Raw genomic sequence first — 18,864 nt, 5'->3', positions numbered from 1 at the left:
ACGTCAGTTCCCACCCGTCCCCCGACCAGGAGCAGCCCGTGCCCACCGATCTGCCCGATGACGATCTGCCGGCGATCGCCGTCACCGGCATCGCCTGCCGGTTCCCCGGCGCCGACTCGCCCGAGGAGTTCTGGGCGCTGCTGCGCGACGGGCGGGACCTCGTCGAGGAGGTACCGGAGGACGAGCTGCGCCGGGCGGGTGTCCGGGAGCCGGTACCCGGGGGGCCGTTCCATGTGCCCGTCCGCCGCGGGTTTACGGACCCGGCGCTGTTCGACGCGGCGGCCTTCGGGATGACCCCGGCGGAAGCCGAACTGACCGACCCGCAGCAGCGCATCCTGCTGGAGCTCGCCGTGCACGCCCTGCAGGACGCCGGGATCGACCGGGACCGCTTTCCCGGCCCGATCGGCGTGGTGGTCGGCCTGAACCACTCCGACTACCTGCTGCGCAACGTGCTCGCCCACCCCGAGGTGGTCCGCACGCACGGCTGGCACCGGGTCCTGATGGGCAACGACCGGGGGTTCACCGCCACGCAGATCTCCTACCGGCTCGGCCTGACCGGGCCCGGTCTGGCGGTCGACTGCGGCTGCTCGGCGAGCCTGGTGGCGGTGCACCAGGCCGCCCGCATGCTGCTCGACCACGAGGCGGACGCGGTGCTCGCGGGCGGTGCCGCGATCCGGCCGGACGATGTCGGCTACGAGTACACCCCGGGCGGGATCGTCTCGCCCGACGGCCGCTGCCGGCCGTTCTCGGCCGATGCCTCGGGGACGGTCTTCGCCAGCGGAGCCGGGCTGGTGGTCCTGCGGCGCCTCGACGACGCGCTGGCGGACGGGGACCGCGTGCTGGCGGTGATCCGGGCCAGCGCGGTGAACAACGACGGTGCCCGCAAGAGCGGGTACACCGCGCCCAGCATCGACGGCCAGGCCGAACTGGTGGCCGGGGTGCACCGGCTCGCCGGTATCACCGCGGACCGGGTGGGCCACCTGGAGGCGCACGGGACCGCGACCCTGCTCGGAGACCCGATCGAGGTGGCCGCGCTGACCGAGGCCTTCCGCCGGACCACCACGGCCACCGGCTTCTGCGCCCTCGGCTCGGTGAAGTCCAATATCGGGCACCTCGATTCGGCTGCCGGCATCGCCGGGCTGATCAAGACCGTCCTGCTGCTTCGGCACCGGGCTCTGCCGCCCTCGCTCGGCTGCGAGCGCACCAACCCGCACATCGACTTCGGATCGTCACCATTCCGGGTCAATACCGAGCTGCGCCCCTGGGAGTCCGGGACTCCCCGGATGGCGGGGGTGAGCGCGTTCGGCGTCGGCGGCACCAACGCGCATGTCCTGCTGGAGGAGGGCCCGGAAGACCCCGCGTCCCTTCCGCCGGCTCCCGCTCGGCAACGCTTCGAGCGCCGACGGTACTGGCTGGAGGCCGGCACGCCGCCGGCGGCGGACGGGCCGGGCCTACCGCATGCCGGTGTGCCGGGCGGGCCCGTCCGGACCGAGGGGGCGCTGGAGATCTTCCGGACGGTCCTGGGGATGGCGGACGTCTCCCCGGAGGACGACCTGTACGTCCGGGGCGGCGACTCGCTGACGGCCCTGCGGATCGTGGAGCTCGCCGCGGAGCGGTGGGGGGTGGGCGTCCCGATGGGTTCGTTCCTGGACGATCCGACGCCCCGGCGATTGGCCGAACTGGCCGTGGCGGCCGCGCCGGGCGAGTCGGACGAGTCGGGTGAGCCGGGCACCGAGGCGATTCCCGGGCCCGGCGGCGCCGGCGGTGAGCTGCTGCCGCTGACGGCCCTACAGGAACGGTTCCTGTTCCTCGACGAGGTCCCGGGCGCGGCCGAGGCCCACCATGTACCGGTCCTCACCGAGTTGCGCGGCCCACTGGATGTCACGGCCTTGCGGGCAGCTCTCCAGGACGTGGTGGACCGGCATGACGGCCTGCGGCTGAGGTTCCACCGGTCGGAGCTGGCGCCGAAGTTCGAGATCCTGCCGATGGCCGCGGTGGAACTGCCCGTGCTGGAGGTCGTCGACGACGACGCCCTGCGGCGCTCGGTGAACGAGTTGCTGTCGGTGGCAATCCCGTTGGACCGGGCCCCGGCGCTGACCGCCCGGCTGTTCCGCTGCTCGCCCGAGCGCCATGTGCTGGCGATCGCGGTGCACCACATCTGCGCGGACGCGCACTCGACCGGTCTGATCCTGCGGGACCTCTTCGCCCGTTACGAGCACCGCAGCGGTGCCGGTACGCCCGAACTCCCGGTGCTGGACGGCCTGCTGGCCGAGCACGTCCGGGCCCAGGCCGCCTGGCTCGCCTCGGACGCGGCCGACCGGCAGGCCGCGTTCTGGCGGGCCGAGCTCGCGGACCTCCCCGGTCCGCTCGCTCTGCCCGGGCATCCGCGCCCGGCCGAGCGCGGCTACCGTGGCGGACTGGTGGAGTTCGTGCTCCCCGAAACGGTCTCCACGCAGGTCCATGCACTGGCCGAGCGCGCCCGGGTCACGCCGTTCACCGTCGTGCTCGCCGCGTTCTGCGCGCTCCTCGCCAGGCTCGGCGGACAGACCGAGGTGGTGGTAGGCACTCCGGTCGCGGGCCGCCACCACCCGCGGACCCGGGACCTGGTCGGGAACTTCGTCAACACGCTGCCGCTGCGGGTGCGGATCGGCCCGGAGGACGACTTCCTCGCCCTGGTCGAGCACGTATCGGGCCGGCTGCGAGCGGCGCTGGACCATCAGGACCTGCCCTTCGAGGTCCTTGCCAGACGGATCGGCCGGACACCCGACCAACGGGACGCGCCACTGATCGACGTGCTCTTCAACATGCTCAGCGCCGTCGCATCGGAGGCCGACCCACCCACCGGACTGACCGCGCACCCGGTGCCGTTCGACCCCGCCGGCAGCCCGTACGAGCTGTCGCTGGACTGGTGGTTCGAGCCCGACGGGCGGATCGGCGGCCGGCTGCGCTACGACCGGGACCGGTTCGAGCACCCGGCCGTCGAGGACTGGTCGGCCGTCTTCGCCCACCTGCTGGACCTGCTCACCGCCGATCCCGCGCGGGCCGTCGCCCGGGTCCCGGCCCTCCCCGGCGCCGTGGCCGGCAGGGCGGCGGAGGTCCTGCACGGCCCGGTGGTCGATGTACCGGACCTCCCCGTGCACGAGGTGTACGCGGACCTGGCACGACGTGAACCGGACCGTCTGGCGGTCAGCGGGGGCGGTGTCGAGCTGACGTACGGCGGGCTCGCCGCGGTCTCGGCCGCCGTCGCCGGACTGCTGGCCCGGCACGGGGTGCGACCCGGAGACCGGGTCGGTCTCACCCTGCCGAAGGGTGTGCCGGCGGTGGCCGCCCTGCTCGGCGTGGCGCGCGCGGGCGCCGTCGCCGTCCCGTTCGAACTGGCCCTGCCGGCTGCCCGGCTGGCAATGATGGCCGAGGACTGCGCACCGGTGGTGGTGCTGTGCGAGCATCCGGCGCAGGCCGGGTTCGCGCCGGGCGCCGAGCCGGTCGTCCTGCCCACGCTGTCCGAGCTCCAGTCGAGTCCGGCGCCTGCCGTCCTTCCGACGGTGACCGGCGACGACCTCGTCTACCTCACCTTCACCAGCGGCAGCACCGGCCGGCCGAAGGGGATCGCCTTCCCGCACCGGGCACTCAGCAACCTGATCCACTGGGAGACCGAGGGCTTCGGCCGCGCGCTGCGCTGGCTGCAGTTCGCCTCGCTCGGCTTCGACGCGGCCTTCCACGAGATCTTCGCCGCGCTCTGCGGCGGCGGATCGCTGCACATCGCGGACGAGGAGACCCGTTACGACCACGAGCTGCTGGCGTCCTTCGTCGCCGAGCACGGGGTGCAGAAGGCGATCTGGCCGGTCTCCCTGCTCAACTCGCTGGCGGCGGTCTTCCAGGACGATGCGGCAGCGTTCGCGTCGCTGCGGGAGGTCGCCGCGACCGGTGAGCAGCTGCGGCTCGGCGAGGGCGTGATCGCCTTCTTCGAGGCTCTGCCGGACTGCCGGCTGGTGAACAACTACGGGCCCGCCGAGACCCATGTGGTCACCTCCTACCGTTTCCAGGGACCGCCGAGCGGTTGGCCGCGCTACGCGCCGATCGGCCGGCCACTGCCGAACACCGTGCTGCGGCTGACCGACCCGGCCGGGCGGGACGTGCCGTACGGGACGATCGGCGAGCTGCGGATCGGCGGGGTCTGTGTCGCCGACGGCTACCTGGCGCGCCCGGAGCTGACCGCCGAGCGTTTCGAACGGGTCCATGGCGTGCCGTTCTACCGCTCGGGCGACCGGGCGCGGCTGCTGCCCGGCGGCGATCTGGAGTTCCTCGGCCGGGACGACCAGCAGGTCAAGATCCGCGGCTACCGGGTCGAGCTCGCCGAGGTCGACCTCGCGGTCCGCCGGATGCCCGGGGTGCGTGATGTGGCGCTGGTGGTGGCGGGCGAGGAGGGCGCGCGGCGGGTCGACGCCTACCTGGTCGTCGACGACGGGCCGGCCCGGCACCCGGAGCGGCTGCGTGAGCGGCTGCGTGAGCGGCTGCTCGCCGAGCTGCCGCACGCCATGGTGCCGTCCACCTTCACCGTGCTCGATGCCCTGCCGGTCAACGCCAACGGCAAGGTGGTGCCCGCTCTCCTGCCGCCGCCCGGCCGCACCCCCATGATCCCGGCCGCGCTGCCGGCGAGTCCGCCCGCCGAGGCGCCCGCCGCATCGGCCCCGGGCGCGGCCGCGGATCCGGCCGGCGAGGTGCTGGCGCTGTTCCGCCGGGTGCTCGACCGGCCGGAACTCACCGCGGACGAGGACTTCTTCGCCGCCGGCGGCCACTCGCTGCTCGCCGCCCGGGTGCTGTACGGGCTCCGGGACCGCTTCGCGGCGCAGCTCACCGTCGCGGAGTTCTACCGCTGCCGCACCGCCGGGCAGGTGGCCCGGCTGCTGGCCGGACGGAGCACCGGCGGCCCCCGCGACGGCGGACGGCTCCAGGAGCTGCCGGCCGACGGGCCACCACCCGTTCTGCCGCCCGGGCTGCGTCACCTCGCCCGCCCAGGGGCGGCAGCGGGGAGCAAGACCTTCGTCCTGGAACTCGTCACACGGCCGGAGCCGTCGCGGCTGCGCCTCGCGCTGGAAGCGGTCCTGCGGCGCCACCCGGCGCTTCGCCTCTGCGCCGAACCCGACGGCAGCGCACTGCGGGTGCGCCCGCTCGACGAGCTCGACCTCTCCGTCGCCGAAGTGACGCCCGCGCGGCCCGTCGAGCCCGCGGACCGTCCGGCCTGGCTGCACCGCTCGGCGCAGGCCCACGTGCCCGACCCGCGCAGAGATCCGCTGCTGCGGCTCCTGCTCGCCACGCCGCAGGACGGGCCCGCGCTCCTGGCCCTGACCGTGCACCCGCTGGCACTGGACGGCCTCGGGCTGCTGAGCCTGTGCCACGATCTGTCCACCGCCTATCAGGACCCAGGCTCCCTCGGGCCCGAAGACCCGGGATTCCTGCGGCAGCTGACCTGGCGTCACGAACTGGCCGGCACCGCGCCGGCGAAGCACGCCGCCGAGGTGTGGCGCGGCCTGCTGGGCGACCCGGCCCGGTCTCCGGCCGGCTCCACACAGGGTTCGAGCGGTGCTTCGGCGGACGACGGGGCCGCGGTCATCGGCGGGGTCACCGAGTCGCGGTGGGCGCCGCGGCCGGAGCTGCACGCCGCGATCCGGTCGGCCTGCGCCCGGGACGGAATCGCGCCGTACGCCGTCCAGCTCACCGCCTTCGCCATCGCCGCGGCCGTGGCCGAGGGCGGCGAGCTGCCGATCGCCCTGCCGTGGGACGGCCGGGCCGGAGCCGGCTTGGAGACTTCCGTCGGTGCGTTCGCCGACATCGTGCCGCTGCCCGTCGCGATCCGCCCCGGGCAGCCGGTCGGTGCCGTCCTGTCGGCCGTCCGCGCCACCCTCGACCGGATCGAGCACGTCCGCCCGGTTCCGTACGCGGACCTGGCGGCCGCGGATCCGGCTCTCCGCTGTGAGCCGGACGTGGTGTTCGGCTACGCCTGGGACGACGGCGAGGACGTCACCTTCGGCGGGAGGGCGGCGCGTTGGGTGGGGCCCGAGCCGCTCCAGCCGGGTGTGCGTGTGCACTTCTCGGTCGTGGACGGCGCCGACGGGTTCCAGGTGCACGCCCGGTCCCGGGCCGACGGCCCCGGCGCGGCGGCGCTGCTCGCGGCGTACCGGGCCGCTCTCTACGCGCTGGTGTTCGATCCGCAGGCCCGGGCCGACGGCCGCCCGGACACCGACGGCACGAGTGAGGGCGTATGAGGTTCAGCTTGTTCTTCTTCGCCAACGGAGACGACCCCGACGAGCAGTACCGGCTGCTCATCGAGGCGTCCAGGTTCGCCGACGCGGAGGGGTTCTCGGCCGTCTGGACACCGGAACGGCACTTCCATCCGTTCGGCGCGCCCTTCCCCAACCCTGCGATCACGGGGGCAGCGGTCGCCGCCGTCACCCGCCGGGTCGCGGTGCGGGCCGGCAGCGTGGTGCTGCCGCTGCACGATCCGCTGCGGGTTGCGGAGGAATGGGCCGTGGTGGACCGGCTTTCCGGCGGCCGGGCCGAGGTGGCGTTCGCCTCCGGGTGGAATCCGCAGGACTTCGTCCTCGCACCGGAGCGCTTCGCCGAAGCCAAGGGGGAGATGCGCCGGGGGATCGAGGAGGTGCTCCGGCTCTGGTCCGGTGCCGCCGTCGAGCGCACCGGCCCCGGTGGGCGCAGCTATCCCGTCCGAACCTTCCCGACGCCTCGACACGGCGGGCTGCCACTGTGGATCACGGCTGCGGGCTCGCCGCAGACGTATGCACTGGCCGGGGAGCTGGGTGCCGGTGTGCTGACCCATCTGCTCGGTCAGTCACTGGACCAACTGGAGGAGAACCTGGCCGGGTACACCGACGCCCTGACCTCGCACGGCCACGGCGTCGAGCGGGAACGGGTCTGCGTGATGGTGCACACCCACCTCGGGCACGACCGCCGAAGGGCCCTGGCTCTCGCCAAGGGCCCGCTCATGGCCTACATGCGCTCCTCACTCAGCCTGTTCGGCCTCAAGTCCGCCGCCCCGGCCGGCGACGGTTCCGGCGACGAGGCCCTCAACGAGCTGCTGGAACTCACCTACCAGGACTTCTCCCGCGATCGCTGCATGCTCGGCTCACCGGCCGACGCACTGCCGCTGGTCGAGACGCTGGCCGCGATCGGGGTCGACGAGATCGGCTGTCTCATCGACTTCGGCATCGGCACCGACGAGGTCCTGCACAGCCTGCAGACCCTGGCCGAGTTGAACCGCCGATGCGCCGACCTGTGAGCGCCCCCGGGTCCGGGCGGGCACCGGAGGGACCGCGGCAGCTGCTGGTCCTGCACCACGCAGGCGGCTCGGCCGGGCCGTACCAGCGGCTCGTCCGGGCGCTCGGTGCCCGCGGCCGGGAGGCTGTCGCGGTCGATCTCCCGGGTCGGGGCCACAGCGCCGGCGAGCCTCCTCGCCGCAGCATGGCCGAGGCCGTCAACCACCTGGTCGAGGTGGTGACGCGGGACTTCGAACCCGGCTGCGCGCTCTTCGGCCACAGCATGGGCGGACTGATCGCCTTCGAAACCGCCCGGGAGCTGGAACGCCTCGGCCGGCCGGCGGGCTGGGCGGGCGTCTCGGGCTGCCTCTCCCCCGCCGCCGCGGCCGCCGGCCCCGCGACGGATCGGCGCCGCTGGAGCGACGACCGGCTCACGGAGTACGTACGCGAGCTCGGCGGCACCCCGGAGGAGGCCCTGCGGAACCCGGAGCTGCGCGACTACCTGCTCGGCGTCCTGCGGGCCGACCTCGCCGTGGTCGACGGCCACCGGGCCACCGCCCACGCGCAGCTGCGCCGGACCCCCGGCGCGGTCTTCTGCGGCCTCGCCGACCCGGTGGCCTCGCCGGACGGCTGGTGCAGGGCGTTCCGGCATCCGATGACCGTCCACTCCTTCGCGGGCGGCCATTTCTACCTCTTCGACCGGGTCGAGGAGGTGGCCGATCGCATCGACGCAGCGCTCGGGCGGCCCCGGCCGGGCGGACCGGAGCCAGGTGCGCCGTCCGGCGGCGGTGGGACCGCCCGGCCGGCGGGCTGAGCGGCCGCATGCCGGGCCCGCTGTCCAAGGCCCGGCCCACGCACTCGGGTTGGACATCCACGAAGATCGGACGGGAGCAGTTTCAGTGACAACGAACAACGGGCGGCCGACGGCCGCGGCCCGGATCAGGCAGATCGCCGCAGCCGCGCTGCCGCTCTACACGTCGATGATCGCGGCCTCGGCGGGCGCTTTGGTGGACACCGCCGTCCTGGGCCACCACGCGACCGCGGCACTGGCGGGTCTCGCCGTGACCATGGCCGTCTTCGGCCCGGCCACCGCGGCGATCGCCGGCGCGCAGCGCGGTGTGATGCCCTTCGTGGCGGAGCACCAGGACGAGCCGGCGCAGCTCGTCCCGGTCCTGCGCAACGGGATGTGGCTGGCAGTTGCCACCGGTGGGCTCGGCGCCCTCGCGGTGGCGGCGGTGCCGTGGATCGGCCGGATCGGGGGCGTGCCGGAGGCAGCACTCGATCAGCTCGGCCTGTTCCCTCTCCTGCTGGCGGCGGCCACCTTGTTGACCGCGGTGTCGACGACGGCGGGCTCCGCCCTGATCGGGCTCGGCCGGGGGCACCTGGTGATGCGCGCCGGACTGGCCGGCACGGGGACGGCCGTCGTGCTGTCGCTGCTCCTGGTCGGCGGCGCCGGTCCGCTGCCCTCCCTCGGTCTGACAGGTGCCGGGATCGCGATGCTGGCCTCCAGTGCCATCAGCGCGGTCGTCGCGCAGGTCGCGCTCCGACGGTCTCCGCAACTGGCGGGGCGCTCCCTGAGGTTGGGCCGCCCGCAGCCGGCGCAGGTGATCGGGCTGGCCCGGGTCGGCATTCCGCTGGCCGCCACCGTGCTGATCAAGTTCGCGGTCCTGGGAGTGCTGGCTTTCTCGGCCGCCCGGATCAGCACGGAGGCGGCTGCCGTACACAGCGTCGCGGTGTCACTGGTGAACCTCATGTTCACCGCGGCCGTGGCGGTCGGGCAGGCGGTCGTGCCGGTGGTGGCGGAGCGGCTCAAGGAGCAGGACCTGGCGGGTGTGCGGGCCGGGGCGATGTCCGGGCTGGTGGTCTCCGCCGGGGCGGTGCTGTTGCTCGGCGGGCTGCTCACCGTGCTACGTGGGCCCGTGCTGGCGGTGTTCAGCGACGACCCCCGGGTGCAGGACGGCTTGGTGGACCTGCTGCCGCTCGTGCTGGCGGCGACTCTGGCCGACGCCTTCCAGGCCCTGTTCGGATTCGGGCTGATCGGTGTCCGGCGGACCCTGCCGAGCATGCTCTGCTTCGCGGCCTGCTACGGCGTGCTGGCCGTCCTGGCCGGACCGGTGGCAGCGGGCGGCGGACTCAGCGCGCTCTGGGGCACGCTGGCCGTGGTCAACCTGGTCCTGATCGTGGCCCAGGGCTGGTGCTTCCGTCGCTACAGCGCGCTCGCGGTCGCGGCCCCGGTGCCGGTCTGACCCATCGGCTCGTCCGCCCTCGGGCGCCCCGTCCGTGGGGCCGGTCCGGGGGCGGACGGCCTTGTGCGCGGGTGAGGTGCACGCCCGTTCAGTGCGCGGGCGCCGACCGGTCCGGGGCGGGCCGGTCGGCGAGCTCCACCGCCCCGATGGGCGTATCCGGCTGCTCCACCGCGGCCCGCAGCAGAGCGAGCAGGCTGTCCGCCAGCCAACGGGCCGTCGTCTCCTCGAAGAGGTCGGCCGCGTACTCGATCCCGCCCGTGATCCCGCCCCCTCCGCCACTGCCGCTCTCCGGGTGTTCGGTCAGGGTGAACGTCAGGTCGAACTTGGCGGTGTCCGTTGCCAGTTCACGATGCCGCACGGTCAGGCCCGGCACCTCGGGAAGCCGCTGCGGCTCGACCTGGAACGCGAGCAGGACCTGAAAGAGGGGGTGGTGGGCCCTGGACCGGGGCGGCGCCACGGCCTCCACCACCTGGTCGAACGGCGTTTCCTGGTGGGCGAGGAACTCCAGATCCGCCTCCCGGACCCGCGCCAGCAGCTCCGCCGTCGACGGGTTGCCGGAGGTGTCGGAGCGCAGCACCAGGGTGTTGGCGAAGAAGCCGACCAGCTCCTCCAGCGCGCTGTCGGGGCGGCCGACGACCACCGTGCCGATCAGTACGTCGGTGCCGGCTCCCGCTCGGGTCAGCAGTGCGGCCAGAGCGGCGTGCACGGTCATGAAGACGGTGCAGTTCCGCCGGCGGGCCACCGCTGCGAGTCCCGCGCACAGGTCGGCCGGAATCTCCAGCGGCAGCCGCCCGCCCGGCCCGTCCGCCGTCCCCCTCGGCCGGTCGGTGGGCAGGGCAGGGTCCGTAGGCGCTCCGGCCAGGGCTGCGCGCCAGAACTCGGCCCGTTCCCCGGCCCGCTCCGGCAGCAGTTCGCGCTGTCGGAGCACATGGTCCGCGTACTGGACGGGAAGGGGCGCCCAGTCAGGAGCCGCTCCGGCCAGCCTCGCCCGGTAGGCGGTCAGCAGGTCGCGCAGCAACGGCCCGGTGGACCAACCGTCGGCCGCGCTGTGGTGCAGGACGAGCAGGAGCGTCGAGCGTTGCGGGCCGTCGGCCACCGTGGTGCGCCACAGCGAGACCCGCACCGGAAGGTCGGCCGCGAGGTCGAAGACCTCCCGTGCGGCCTGTCGGAGGTGCCGGTCGAGCACCGCTCCGGTGACCTGGTGTTCGGGCAGCTCCAGGCGGACGTCCGCGGCCGGCACCACGTGCTGGTACGGAACTCCGTCCTCGTCCGGGAGCAGGGTGCGCAGGGCTTCGTGCCGGGTCACCACATCGACGAGGGCGGCCCGCAGAGCAGCGGCTTCGAGTGGCCCGGTGAACTCCACGGCCAAGGGCAGGTTGTAGCTGGGGTTCGGTCCCTCCAACAGGTCGATGAACCAGAGCCGTTGCTGGGTGTGGGAGAGCGGGATCCGGGCCGGGCGCTGGGCAGGCCGCAGTGCCGGGCGGGCCGCACCACCTGTCTGCGCGCGCTCCAGGCCGGCCAACCGCTGGGCCAGGCCGGCCGCGGTCGGCGTGGTGAAGACGTCCCGCAGGGTGAGTTCGGCGGTGAAGAGGGTGCCGAGGCGACCGATCAGCCGCACCGCGAGCAGGGAGTTGCCGCCCAGTTCGAAGAAGCTGTCGTCGGCGCCGACCGGCCCGGCGTCCAGGACCTGCTCGAACAGCCCGGCCAGCGCCTGCTCGACGGGGCCCTCTGGGGCGCGCCGTCCCGCCCGCGGGGTGAACTCGGTTGCGGCCAGCGCGTTGCGGTCCAGTTTGCCGCTGGGGGTCATCGGGAGCCGGTCCAGCCAGACGATCGCGGCGGGGACCATGTAGGCGGGCAGCACACGCTCGGCCGACTCCCGCAGACGTGCCGTGTCGCCGTCGCCGGGCCCGGACCGTACAGCCTCGCCGTTCCGAGGTTCGGGGACCAGGTAGGCCACCAGCCGGCGCTGCTCCGGGTCCGTTCCCTGGGCCACGACGGCCGCCTGGCCGACCATCGGATCGCGCAGCAGGACGGCGGCCACCTCGCCCGGTTCGATCCGATGACCGCGGATCTTGATCTGGTCGTCGGCCCGGCCCCGGTATTCGATCGCCCCGTCCGGGCGCAGCGCCGCGAGGTCCCCGGTGCGGTACATCCGGGCGCCCGGCGGACCTGACGGGTCGGCGACGAAGCGGGCCGCCGTCAGCCCGGGGCGGTGCAGGTAGCCGCGGGCCAGGGTGGGGCCGGCGAGGTACAGCTCGCCCTCGGCGCCCAACGGCGCCGGCCGCAGCTCCGCGTCGAGCACCCGTGCGCCGGTGCCCGACAGCGGCGTGCCGATCGGCGGGGCGGTGGTCCCGGGTGCGACCTCGGCGGTCAAAGACCAGATGGTCGTCTCGGTCGGCCCGTAGAGGTTGGTGACCTGCGCCGCTACCGGCAGGAGCCGGTCTGCCAGCTCCCTGGGCAGGGCCTCGCCGCCGACCAGCGCCCGTACTCCCCGCAGCCGGTCCGGGCGTACGGCCAACAGGCCCTGCCACAGCGACGGGGTGGCCTGGACGACGTCGACGCCCGCGGCCTCCACCAGCCGCGCCAGGGCCACCGGGTCGCCGGCCTGTTCGGGGTCGGCGAGCACGATGGTGGCGCCGGCCAGCAGGGTGCCGAAGAGCTCCAGGCCCGCGATGTCGAAGGAGACGGTGGTAGCGGCGAGCACCCGGTCCGCGGCGGTGATGCCCAGACGGGCTGTCAGCCCGGCGAGCGCGTGGCCGTACGCGTTGCGGCTGATGACGACGCCCTTGGGGCGGCCGGTCGATCCCGAGGTGTAGAGCACGTACGCCGCCCGGCCCGGCTCGACGACGGGCGGCGTCCACGGCGTGGCGGCGTGCCTCGACCCGGTGGGCGCGTCCAGCAGCAGGCTGGGCGCTCCGGTGAGCGCGAGGCGACGGGTGGTGGCGGAGTCCGTCAGGAGGAGGCACGGCGCCGCGTCCTGGACCATCAGGGCGATGCGCTCTCCGGGAAGGCCCGGGTCGACCGGCAGGTAAGCCGCCCCCGCCTTGAGCACGGCGAGGAGCGCGACCACCAACCCGGGCCCGCGCGGCAGCACCACCGCGACGAGCCGCTCCGGGCCCGCGCCCTCGTCGGCCAGCCGGGCAGCCAGCCGCTCCGCCTGTTCGTCGAGGTCGCGATAGGACAGAGCATGTTCCAGGCCTGAGCGACTGTGGGTCAGCACGGCGGTCGCGTCCGGCCGTTCGGCGGCCCGGCGGGCGATCGCCTCGGCCGGGTCGACAGCCGGGGCGGCGATGGCGGCGGCGGTGTGAGGTATCTGCGTGCACCGGTCGACGGCCGCCATCGCCGCCTGCCGGCCGAGCCCGGTCCGCAGGACCTGCCAACCCGGTGGAATCGCCGACTCATCCGGCCACAGCGAGTACTCGGAGAGGTCGTTGACGAGGATCGAGTACCGCCGCGTCGGGTCGTCGAAAGGACTGAGCATGGCACCCGTCTCCTCACTTCCTGCACAGGCAAATCTGTGACATGTGAAATTGTATAAGCCCCATTGATGTTGCGCCACGAGAGACCCAACGGGTGTGCGCTCAGTGCGGGTGACCTTCCCAAGTCACCTTCTCCCAACGGAACTTCGATGTGCCGCCGGTCTGCCGGCGCCTGCCCGATCAAGTCGCCCTCGCGTCAGCACCGTGCGCTCGTGGGACTGCCGCAGCGGCTGGCCACGCTGGCTGATCCGCGCCATCGGCGCGGAAAGCGTCACCCGTTCGTGAGCGTGCCGCTGATCGCCTGCTCGGCGGTGCTGACCGGAGCCTGATCGTTCGCGGCGATCGGGCAGTGGGCCCGCAGCGCCCCGCAGGACGCCCTCACCCGGCTCGGCGTCCGCATCACGCCGAGCGCGGCGACCATCCGCCGCGTCCTGAACGCCGTCTGCCCGGGCGGCCTCGCCGATCCGCTCGGGGCCGACCCGGCGGGAGCATGCCCGCTTTTGCCCCAGAACAAGAAGGCGCATTACGCCTTCACCGTGAAGAAGAACCAGCCGGGCCTGTACGCCCAGTTGAAGGCTCCGCCCTGGAACGAGGCGACCGCGAAGTTCTATGACCGCAGCGAAGGCCACGTACGGCTGGAGACGCGCGTGGTTCAGGTCTGACCGTCACCGCGCTCGGCGTTGACTTCCCGCCCGCCGCCCAGGTTGCGAAGATCGTCCGCTCACAGTGGACCATCGAGAACCGGCTCCACTTCGTCCGCGACACCACCTTCGCCAAGGCCGCTTCCAAGGTCCGCACCGGCCACGGCCCGGACAACATGGCCACACTCCGCAGCTTCGCGATCAATCTGTTGCGAGCGGCGGGCCACACGAACATCGCGGCCGCCCTCCGCGAGATGCCCCACGAGCCCCTCAGCCGGCCGCTGGACCTCCTCGACCTCGCCTGACCTGCACCAGTCCGAGGTCAGATGAATTTACAACAGCCCTGTCTCAGCAGGTCGGATGACGTGCGAGGTTAACCTCGCGCTTTCATGAAGCGGGCTGTCCGGCAGGTGGTCGGTTCAGTGATAAGTGTCTCTGACCAGGAAGAGTGCGGATTGTCGAGGCTCCCGTTCCCGCGCCGACCGGAGGCACTTTTCAGGTGAGCGCGAGGCTGATTGCGCTATCGGGTGGCCGGCGCAGACGTAGTGAGGCGAGGTAGCCGACCGCCAGCAGCACCGATACGGTACCCGCGTGGATAAGGACGAACGGCTGCTTCACGCTTCGTCGTTCGGCGCGGCGGCGGTCGCATACGACGAGCACCGTCCGGACTACGCGCAGGCCGCGGTGCGCTGGGCGCTGGAGCCCGCGCCCGGCCCACGCGTGCTCGACCTCGGCGCCGGAACCGGCAAGCTCACCAGCACGCTGATCGCGCTGGGTGCCGAAGTCATCGCGGTCGAGCCCGATCCGGCGATGCTGACCGAGCTGCGCCGCTCGCTGCCGAGTGTCCGTGCCCTGTCGGGTAGTGCCGAGGCGATACCGCTCCCGGACGCTTCCGTCGATGCCGTGCTGGCCGGCAACGCCATGCATTGGTTCGACATGGCCGTCGCGGGACCCGAGATCGCCAGGGTCCTCGCACCCGGCGGCGCTCTGGCTGGCCTGTGGAACGTCATGGACGACCGGGTCGAGTGGGTTGCCGGGCTCGCACGGGTCAGCGGGAGCGCGGCCATCGGCCCGCGTGACACGCCCACCAGCTGGCGCGCCGAGACAGCCGACATGCACCTTCCCAAGACGGGCGTGGCCGCCCGGTTCGGCTCGCCGGAGCAGGCCGAGTTCCCGCACGGGCAGCGCCGCACCGCCGACTCTCTCGTGGCGACCATCGCGACGCGCGCGGGGGTGCTGGTCATGCCAGAACAGGAACAAGACGCCACGCTGGGCCGGATCCGCGCTTTCCTCGCGAGTAGACCGGAGACCGCCCGCGGCGAGTTCACTCTCCCGATGCTGACCGGCGTGCTGCGCGTCCGGCGGCTGTGAAGCATCACGTCGACAACGATCGATGACACGCCGCACGCCGTCCCACGAAGATGGCGGATCCGCCAAGTGGGCCGTCAAGTTCGTGAGATACCGCCAAGTTCAGTGAGCACCTACAGTCGACCGCTTCGCCGTCGTGGTCGCCTTCGCCCCTTCATCGGCCTCGTGCCTGAAGCGGGCTGTCCGGCCGGTGATCAGCCAAGCGAAAAGCGCCCCTGACCAGCGAGAATGAGGATCGCCTAGGCCCTTGTTCCCGTACCGGTCGGAGACACTTTTCAGGCGAGTAGGCGTAGCGGTTCCTATCCGAGTGTGCGGGTGTCGGGTGGCGGTAGCGGGGTGGTCTCACAGGCCGGCGGGGTACTGCTGGTGGAGACGGTCCGGCGGACCGGCCTGGATGCCGCGATCTCGGCGGCCCTGGAGCCGTGGCGCAAGCCCCGGGCTGTGCATGATCCCGGCAAGATCCTGCTCGATCTCGCCCTGGCGGTCGCGCTGGGCGGGGACTGCCTGTCTGACATGGCGATGCTGCGGGTCGAGCCCGAGCTGTTCGGGCCGGTCGCCTCCGACCCGACCGTCTCCCGGCTCGTCGACAGCCTCGCCGCCGCTGGCCCCCGCGCACTGGCCGCCGTCCGCAGAGCGCGGGCCGAAGTACGCGAGCGGGTCTGGAGGTTGGCAGGCCCGGCGGCGCCGAACGAGGGCGGCGAGGTGGTCGTGGACATCGACGGTGTGCTGGTCCTGGCGCACTCCGAGAAGCAGGACGCCGCTGCGACGTGGAAGAGGACCTTTGGCCATCACCCACTGTTCGCGTTCGTCGATCACGGCCGTGAAGGCTCCGGGGAGCCGGTCGCGGGCCTGCTGCGGCCGGGCAACGCGGGCAGCAACACTGCGAGCGATCACATCGCCGCCGCTCGGCAGGCGCTGTCCCAGCTGCCGAGGCAGCACCGTCGCAGACGACGGACCCTGATCCGCACCGACCCCGCGGGTGGCACCCATGAGTCCCTGAACTGGCTGACCGCGCGGGGACGGTGGCTGTCCTACTCGGTCGGGATGGTGATCACCGAGGCGATCCACCAGACTGTCCTCCTCGTCCCCGCCTCCGCCTGGACACCGGCCGTGGAACCGGACGGCGACGTGCGTGACGGGGCCTGGGTCGCCGAACTCGCCGGTGACGTCCAAAAGGCTGGTCGAAGGGCTTGCGGCTGATCGTGCGCAAGGAGCGGCCGCATCCTGGCGCCCAGTTGCGGATCACCGACGCCGACGGCATGCGCATCACGTGCTTCGCGACGAACACCACCGGCACCCCGATCGCGTCCCTGGAGCTGCGGCATCGTCAGCGGGCCAGGGCTGAGGACCGCATCCGCGCAGTCCGTGACACCGGCCTGCGGAACCTTCCTCTGCACGACGCCGCACAAAACCGCGTCTGGCCGGAGATCGTCCAGCTCGCCCTGGACCTGCTGGCCTGGATGCCCATGCTCGCCCTGGACGGGCCTGCCCGGCACTGGGAACCCAAGCGCCTGAGGCTGCGACTGTTCTCCGCCGCCGCCCAGCTCGTCACAACCGGACGCCTCCGCTGGCTCCGCCTGACCCGCCACTGGCCCTGGACCCAGCTCATCACCGCAGCGTTCGAGCGGCTGCAAGCCCTCCCGAACCCCGGCTGACCAGCAAGACCCCATCCCGACGAGCTATCCCGCGGCCGGAGCAGTGGAACCCGGCGCTCACCCGGCGCGACAGCCGGGCGCTTGGCTTGCCCATCGCCCACACGAAGACCCGAAACGGCCGACCAGGCGAACCAACGGACCGTCACGAGATATCGAGGTTGAACAACAAGCTCAGGAATTGACGGGGGCGTGACGATATGCCCTCGGCGACTCGCCAAAACCAGCAGTTTATTCACGGGTACTCGGAAATTGACAGGGGCGTGACGATATGCCCTTGGTGACTCGCCAAAACCAGCAGTTTGTTCACGGGCACTCAGAAATTGACAGGGGCGTGACGATTGCTTACGGTCCAGCCAATCGTCAGGTTTTTACCGACCGCACCCGAGGGTATTCATGACCACGTCCCCAACGTTGCCGAAATTCAGGCAGCAGTTGATCCTTGCCGTTCTCATGTTGTGCTCGCTGCTGATCTGGCTGGACAACACCGTCCTGAGTACCACCTTGGAGACCCTCGCAGACCCGGTCCGTGGACTGGATGCCGGCCCGGCCGAGCTTCAATGGGCCACAGGCTCGTACACTCTGGCCTTCGCCACCTTGATGTTCACCGCAGGCGCACTGGGTGATCGCTTCGGTCACCGGACTGTGCTCGCAACCGGATTGGTGAGCTTCGCCGGGTCCTCGATGTGGGCGGCGTACGCAAGCGACGCAGGCCAACTGATTGCCGCTCGAGCCGCGATGGGAGTAGGCAGCGCGCTGATCATGCCCGCCAACTTGGCCATCCTTATGTGGACCTTCACCGGCCCCGCGCGGACAACCGCGATCGCCATTTCCTCGACATCCGCCGGTGTCGGAATGGCTGCGGGCCCGCTGTTGGCAGGGTTGCTTCTCGACCATTTCTGGTGGGGCTCGGTCTTTCTGGTCAATGTCCCGGTCGTGGCGCTGGCGTTGGTCGGGATCGCCATGCTGGTCCCGAATTTCCGCAGCCCCATCCTGCGGCCGCTGGACCCGGCTGGGATGTTGCTGTCGATCAGCGGGCTCGCGACGTTGGCCTACGGGCTGATCCGTGCGGGGCAGGTGGCCGCCTGGAGTCGTACAGACGTCTGGGCGCCGATCGCCGTCGGACTGGTCCTGCTGGCCGCTTTCGTACTCGTCGAACTGCGAATCAAGGTGCCCAGCTTCGATCCCCGACTGCTCGCGCAACGTACATTCGGTGGCGGCAACGCGGCGCTCGGATTGCTCCTCTTTGCCACGACCGCCGTCACCTTCTACAACGCGTTCTACCTCCAGGGCGCACGCGGCTTTTCGCCGATGGAGGCGGGCTTGGCCAGCCTCCCGACCGCGCTCGGGGCGATCCTGGGGGCGCCCCTTGGCGCGCGTCTGGTTCGCCGCTGGTCGCTACGCCCTATTACCGCACCAGCGCTCACCGTGGCGGCGCTGACCATGGGCGCGTACGGGTTCCTCGGACTGCAAACCCCACTCATCTGGATCGAGATCCTGTTGTTGGTCCAGGGCCTCTCCATCGGCATGGTGATCGGCCCGGTGACGGCAGCATTGATCAGCTCCCTGCCGCTGGAACGGGCCGGTGCCGGGTCGGCCGTCACCAACACCGTGCGACAGACCGGCAGCGTGATCGGAATCGCAGTGGGCGGCACGATCATGTCGATCGTGTATCGGCGCGCGATCGAACCCTCGCTGAGCGATGTACCCGGGCCGGTGCAGGACCGGGCGCGGGTTTCCGCCGAACAGGCCCGGCGTGTCGCCACCGAGATCCACCGGCCCACTCTTGCGCACGCTGCCGATGGTGCGTTTATTCACGCTATGCACGTCGGCGCGGTCTGGATCATGCTCATCGCACTCTTCGGAGCAGCTGTGCTGGTGATTGCCTTGCGTCCTGCCGGAAAGCCCACGGAGCTGGTACAGGAGCCGGCCCACGATCGAGGAGACAGCCGCTCCGCGGCTGGGGCGACCCCCCATTCCGGGGCCGATATCCAACCCGCCTATGAGGGCAATGACGTGGGCAGCCGCTGACACCATGGGAATCGCGCAAAAACTTCCTGGGGTCCCGCTTGATAGTCAAGCCACGTACCTACCCGACCGTCATATGTTTGCCTTGTGGACCTGGTCCGGTCGCGCCGTGGGGGCTGCTCCGCCGGTCGGTGATGTCGAGACTGTTCCCTTGGTTCTCCCGACGCCAGACCTTGGCGGGT

At 72.2% G+C, this 18,864-nt stretch carries 10 protein-coding genes and 1 pseudogene; 9 read left to right on the top strand and 2 right to left on the bottom strand.

Annotation, left to right across the window (positions count from 1 at the left end; all coding sequences use genetic code 11):
* Positions 1-38: 38 nt before the first annotated feature.
* From KI385_RS41290 to KI385_RS41275, 4 genes are all read left to right on the top strand, one after another.
* Entirely contained in the window at positions 39-6,263 is a 6,225-nt protein-coding gene (locus KI385_RS41290; RefSeq protein WP_238577120.1) for a non-ribosomal peptide synthetase, read from the top strand.
* Positions 6,260-7,291 carry a MupA/Atu3671 family FMN-dependent luciferase-like monooxygenase gene (locus tag KI385_RS41285; protein ID WP_238577118.1) on the top strand — a complete coding sequence of 344 codons (1,032 nt, stop codon included), beginning with the start codon at positions 6,260-6,262 and terminating at the stop codon, positions 7,289-7,291. The genes KI385_RS41290 and KI385_RS41285 overlap by 4 nt, the downstream gene beginning before the upstream one ends.
* Complete coding sequence (locus tag KI385_RS41280) at positions 7,288-8,082, top strand: thioesterase II family protein (protein WP_238577117.1); 795 nt, start codon at positions 7,288-7,290, stop codon at positions 8,080-8,082. The genes KI385_RS41285 and KI385_RS41280 overlap by 4 nt, the downstream gene beginning before the upstream one ends.
* 85 nt (positions 8,083-8,167) lie before the next feature.
* On the top strand, positions 8,168-9,514 hold the full coding sequence (locus tag KI385_RS41275; protein WP_238577116.1) for an MATE family efflux transporter: 1,347 nt from the start codon (positions 8,168-8,170) through the stop codon (positions 9,512-9,514).
* Positions 9,515-9,602: 88 nt separating this feature from the next.
* Here the strand turns inward: KI385_RS41275 and KI385_RS41270 are convergent, their stop codons facing one another.
* Entirely contained in the window at positions 9,603-12,995 is a 3,393-nt protein-coding gene (locus KI385_RS41270; protein WP_238577115.1) for an amino acid adenylation domain-containing protein, read from the bottom strand.
* Between the two features lie 269 nt (positions 12,996-13,264).
* On the bottom strand, positions 13,265-13,414 hold the full coding sequence (locus tag KI385_RS41265; protein ID WP_238577114.1) for a hypothetical protein: 150 nt from the start codon (positions 13,412-13,414) through the stop codon (positions 13,265-13,267).
* A gap of 79 nt (positions 13,415-13,493) precedes the next feature.
* Between KI385_RS41265 and KI385_RS41260 the strand changes: the two genes are divergently transcribed.
* From KI385_RS41260 to KI385_RS41245, 5 genes and pseudogenes are all read left to right on the top strand, one after another.
* Complete coding sequence (locus KI385_RS41260) at positions 13,494-13,655, top strand: hypothetical protein (RefSeq protein WP_238577112.1); 162 nt, start codon at positions 13,494-13,496, stop codon at positions 13,653-13,655.
* A 155-nt stretch (positions 13,656-13,810) separates the two neighbouring features.
* Positions 13,811-13,939, top strand: coding sequence for a hypothetical protein (locus KI385_RS44085; protein ID WP_281066958.1), 129 nt, complete (start codon positions 13,811-13,813; stop codon positions 13,937-13,939).
* Between the two features lie 286 nt (positions 13,940-14,225).
* Positions 14,226-15,005 carry a class I SAM-dependent methyltransferase gene (locus KI385_RS41255; protein ID WP_238577111.1) on the top strand — a complete coding sequence of 260 codons (780 nt, stop codon included), beginning with the start codon at positions 14,226-14,228 and terminating at the stop codon, positions 15,003-15,005.
* A 306-nt stretch (positions 15,006-15,311) separates the two neighbouring features.
* A pseudogene (locus KI385_RS41250) lies at positions 15,312-16,657 on the top strand (IS1380 family transposase).
* A gap of 393 nt (positions 16,658-17,050) precedes the next feature.
* A complete protein-coding gene (locus tag KI385_RS41245) occupies positions 17,051-18,685 on the top strand; it encodes an MFS transporter (RefSeq protein ID WP_238577110.1) in 1,635 nt (544 codons plus the stop codon).
* Positions 18,686-18,864: the final 179 nt, after the last annotated feature.

This window comes from Streptomyces inhibens, from assembly GCF_022221585.1.
Lineage (GTDB): Bacteria > Actinomycetota > Actinomycetes > Streptomycetales > Streptomycetaceae > Streptomyces > Streptomyces inhibens.
The sequence above is the reverse complement of the archived record's forward strand: the minus strand, read 5'-3'. Positions and strand labels throughout refer to the sequence as shown.

Bases quoted from the DNA above. Each gene is read 5' to 3' on its own strand.
- KI385_RS41285 (WP_238577118.1), top strand. From the start codon at position 6,260: ATGAGGTTCAGCTTGTTCTTCTTCGCCAACGGAGACGACCCCGACGAG.
- KI385_RS41270 (WP_238577115.1), bottom strand. From the start codon at position 12,995: ATGCTCAGTCCTTTCGACGACCCGACGCGGCGGTACTCGATCCTCGTC.
- KI385_RS41265 (WP_238577114.1), bottom strand. From the start codon at position 13,414: ATGGTCGCCGCGCTCGGCGTGATGCGGACGCCGAGCCGGGTGAGGGCG.
- KI385_RS44085 (WP_281066958.1), top strand. From the start codon at position 13,811: ATGGCCACACTCCGCAGCTTCGCGATCAATCTGTTGCGAGCGGCGGGC.
- KI385_RS41245 (WP_238577110.1), top strand. From the start codon at position 17,051: ATGACCACGTCCCCAACGTTGCCGAAATTCAGGCAGCAGTTGATCCTT.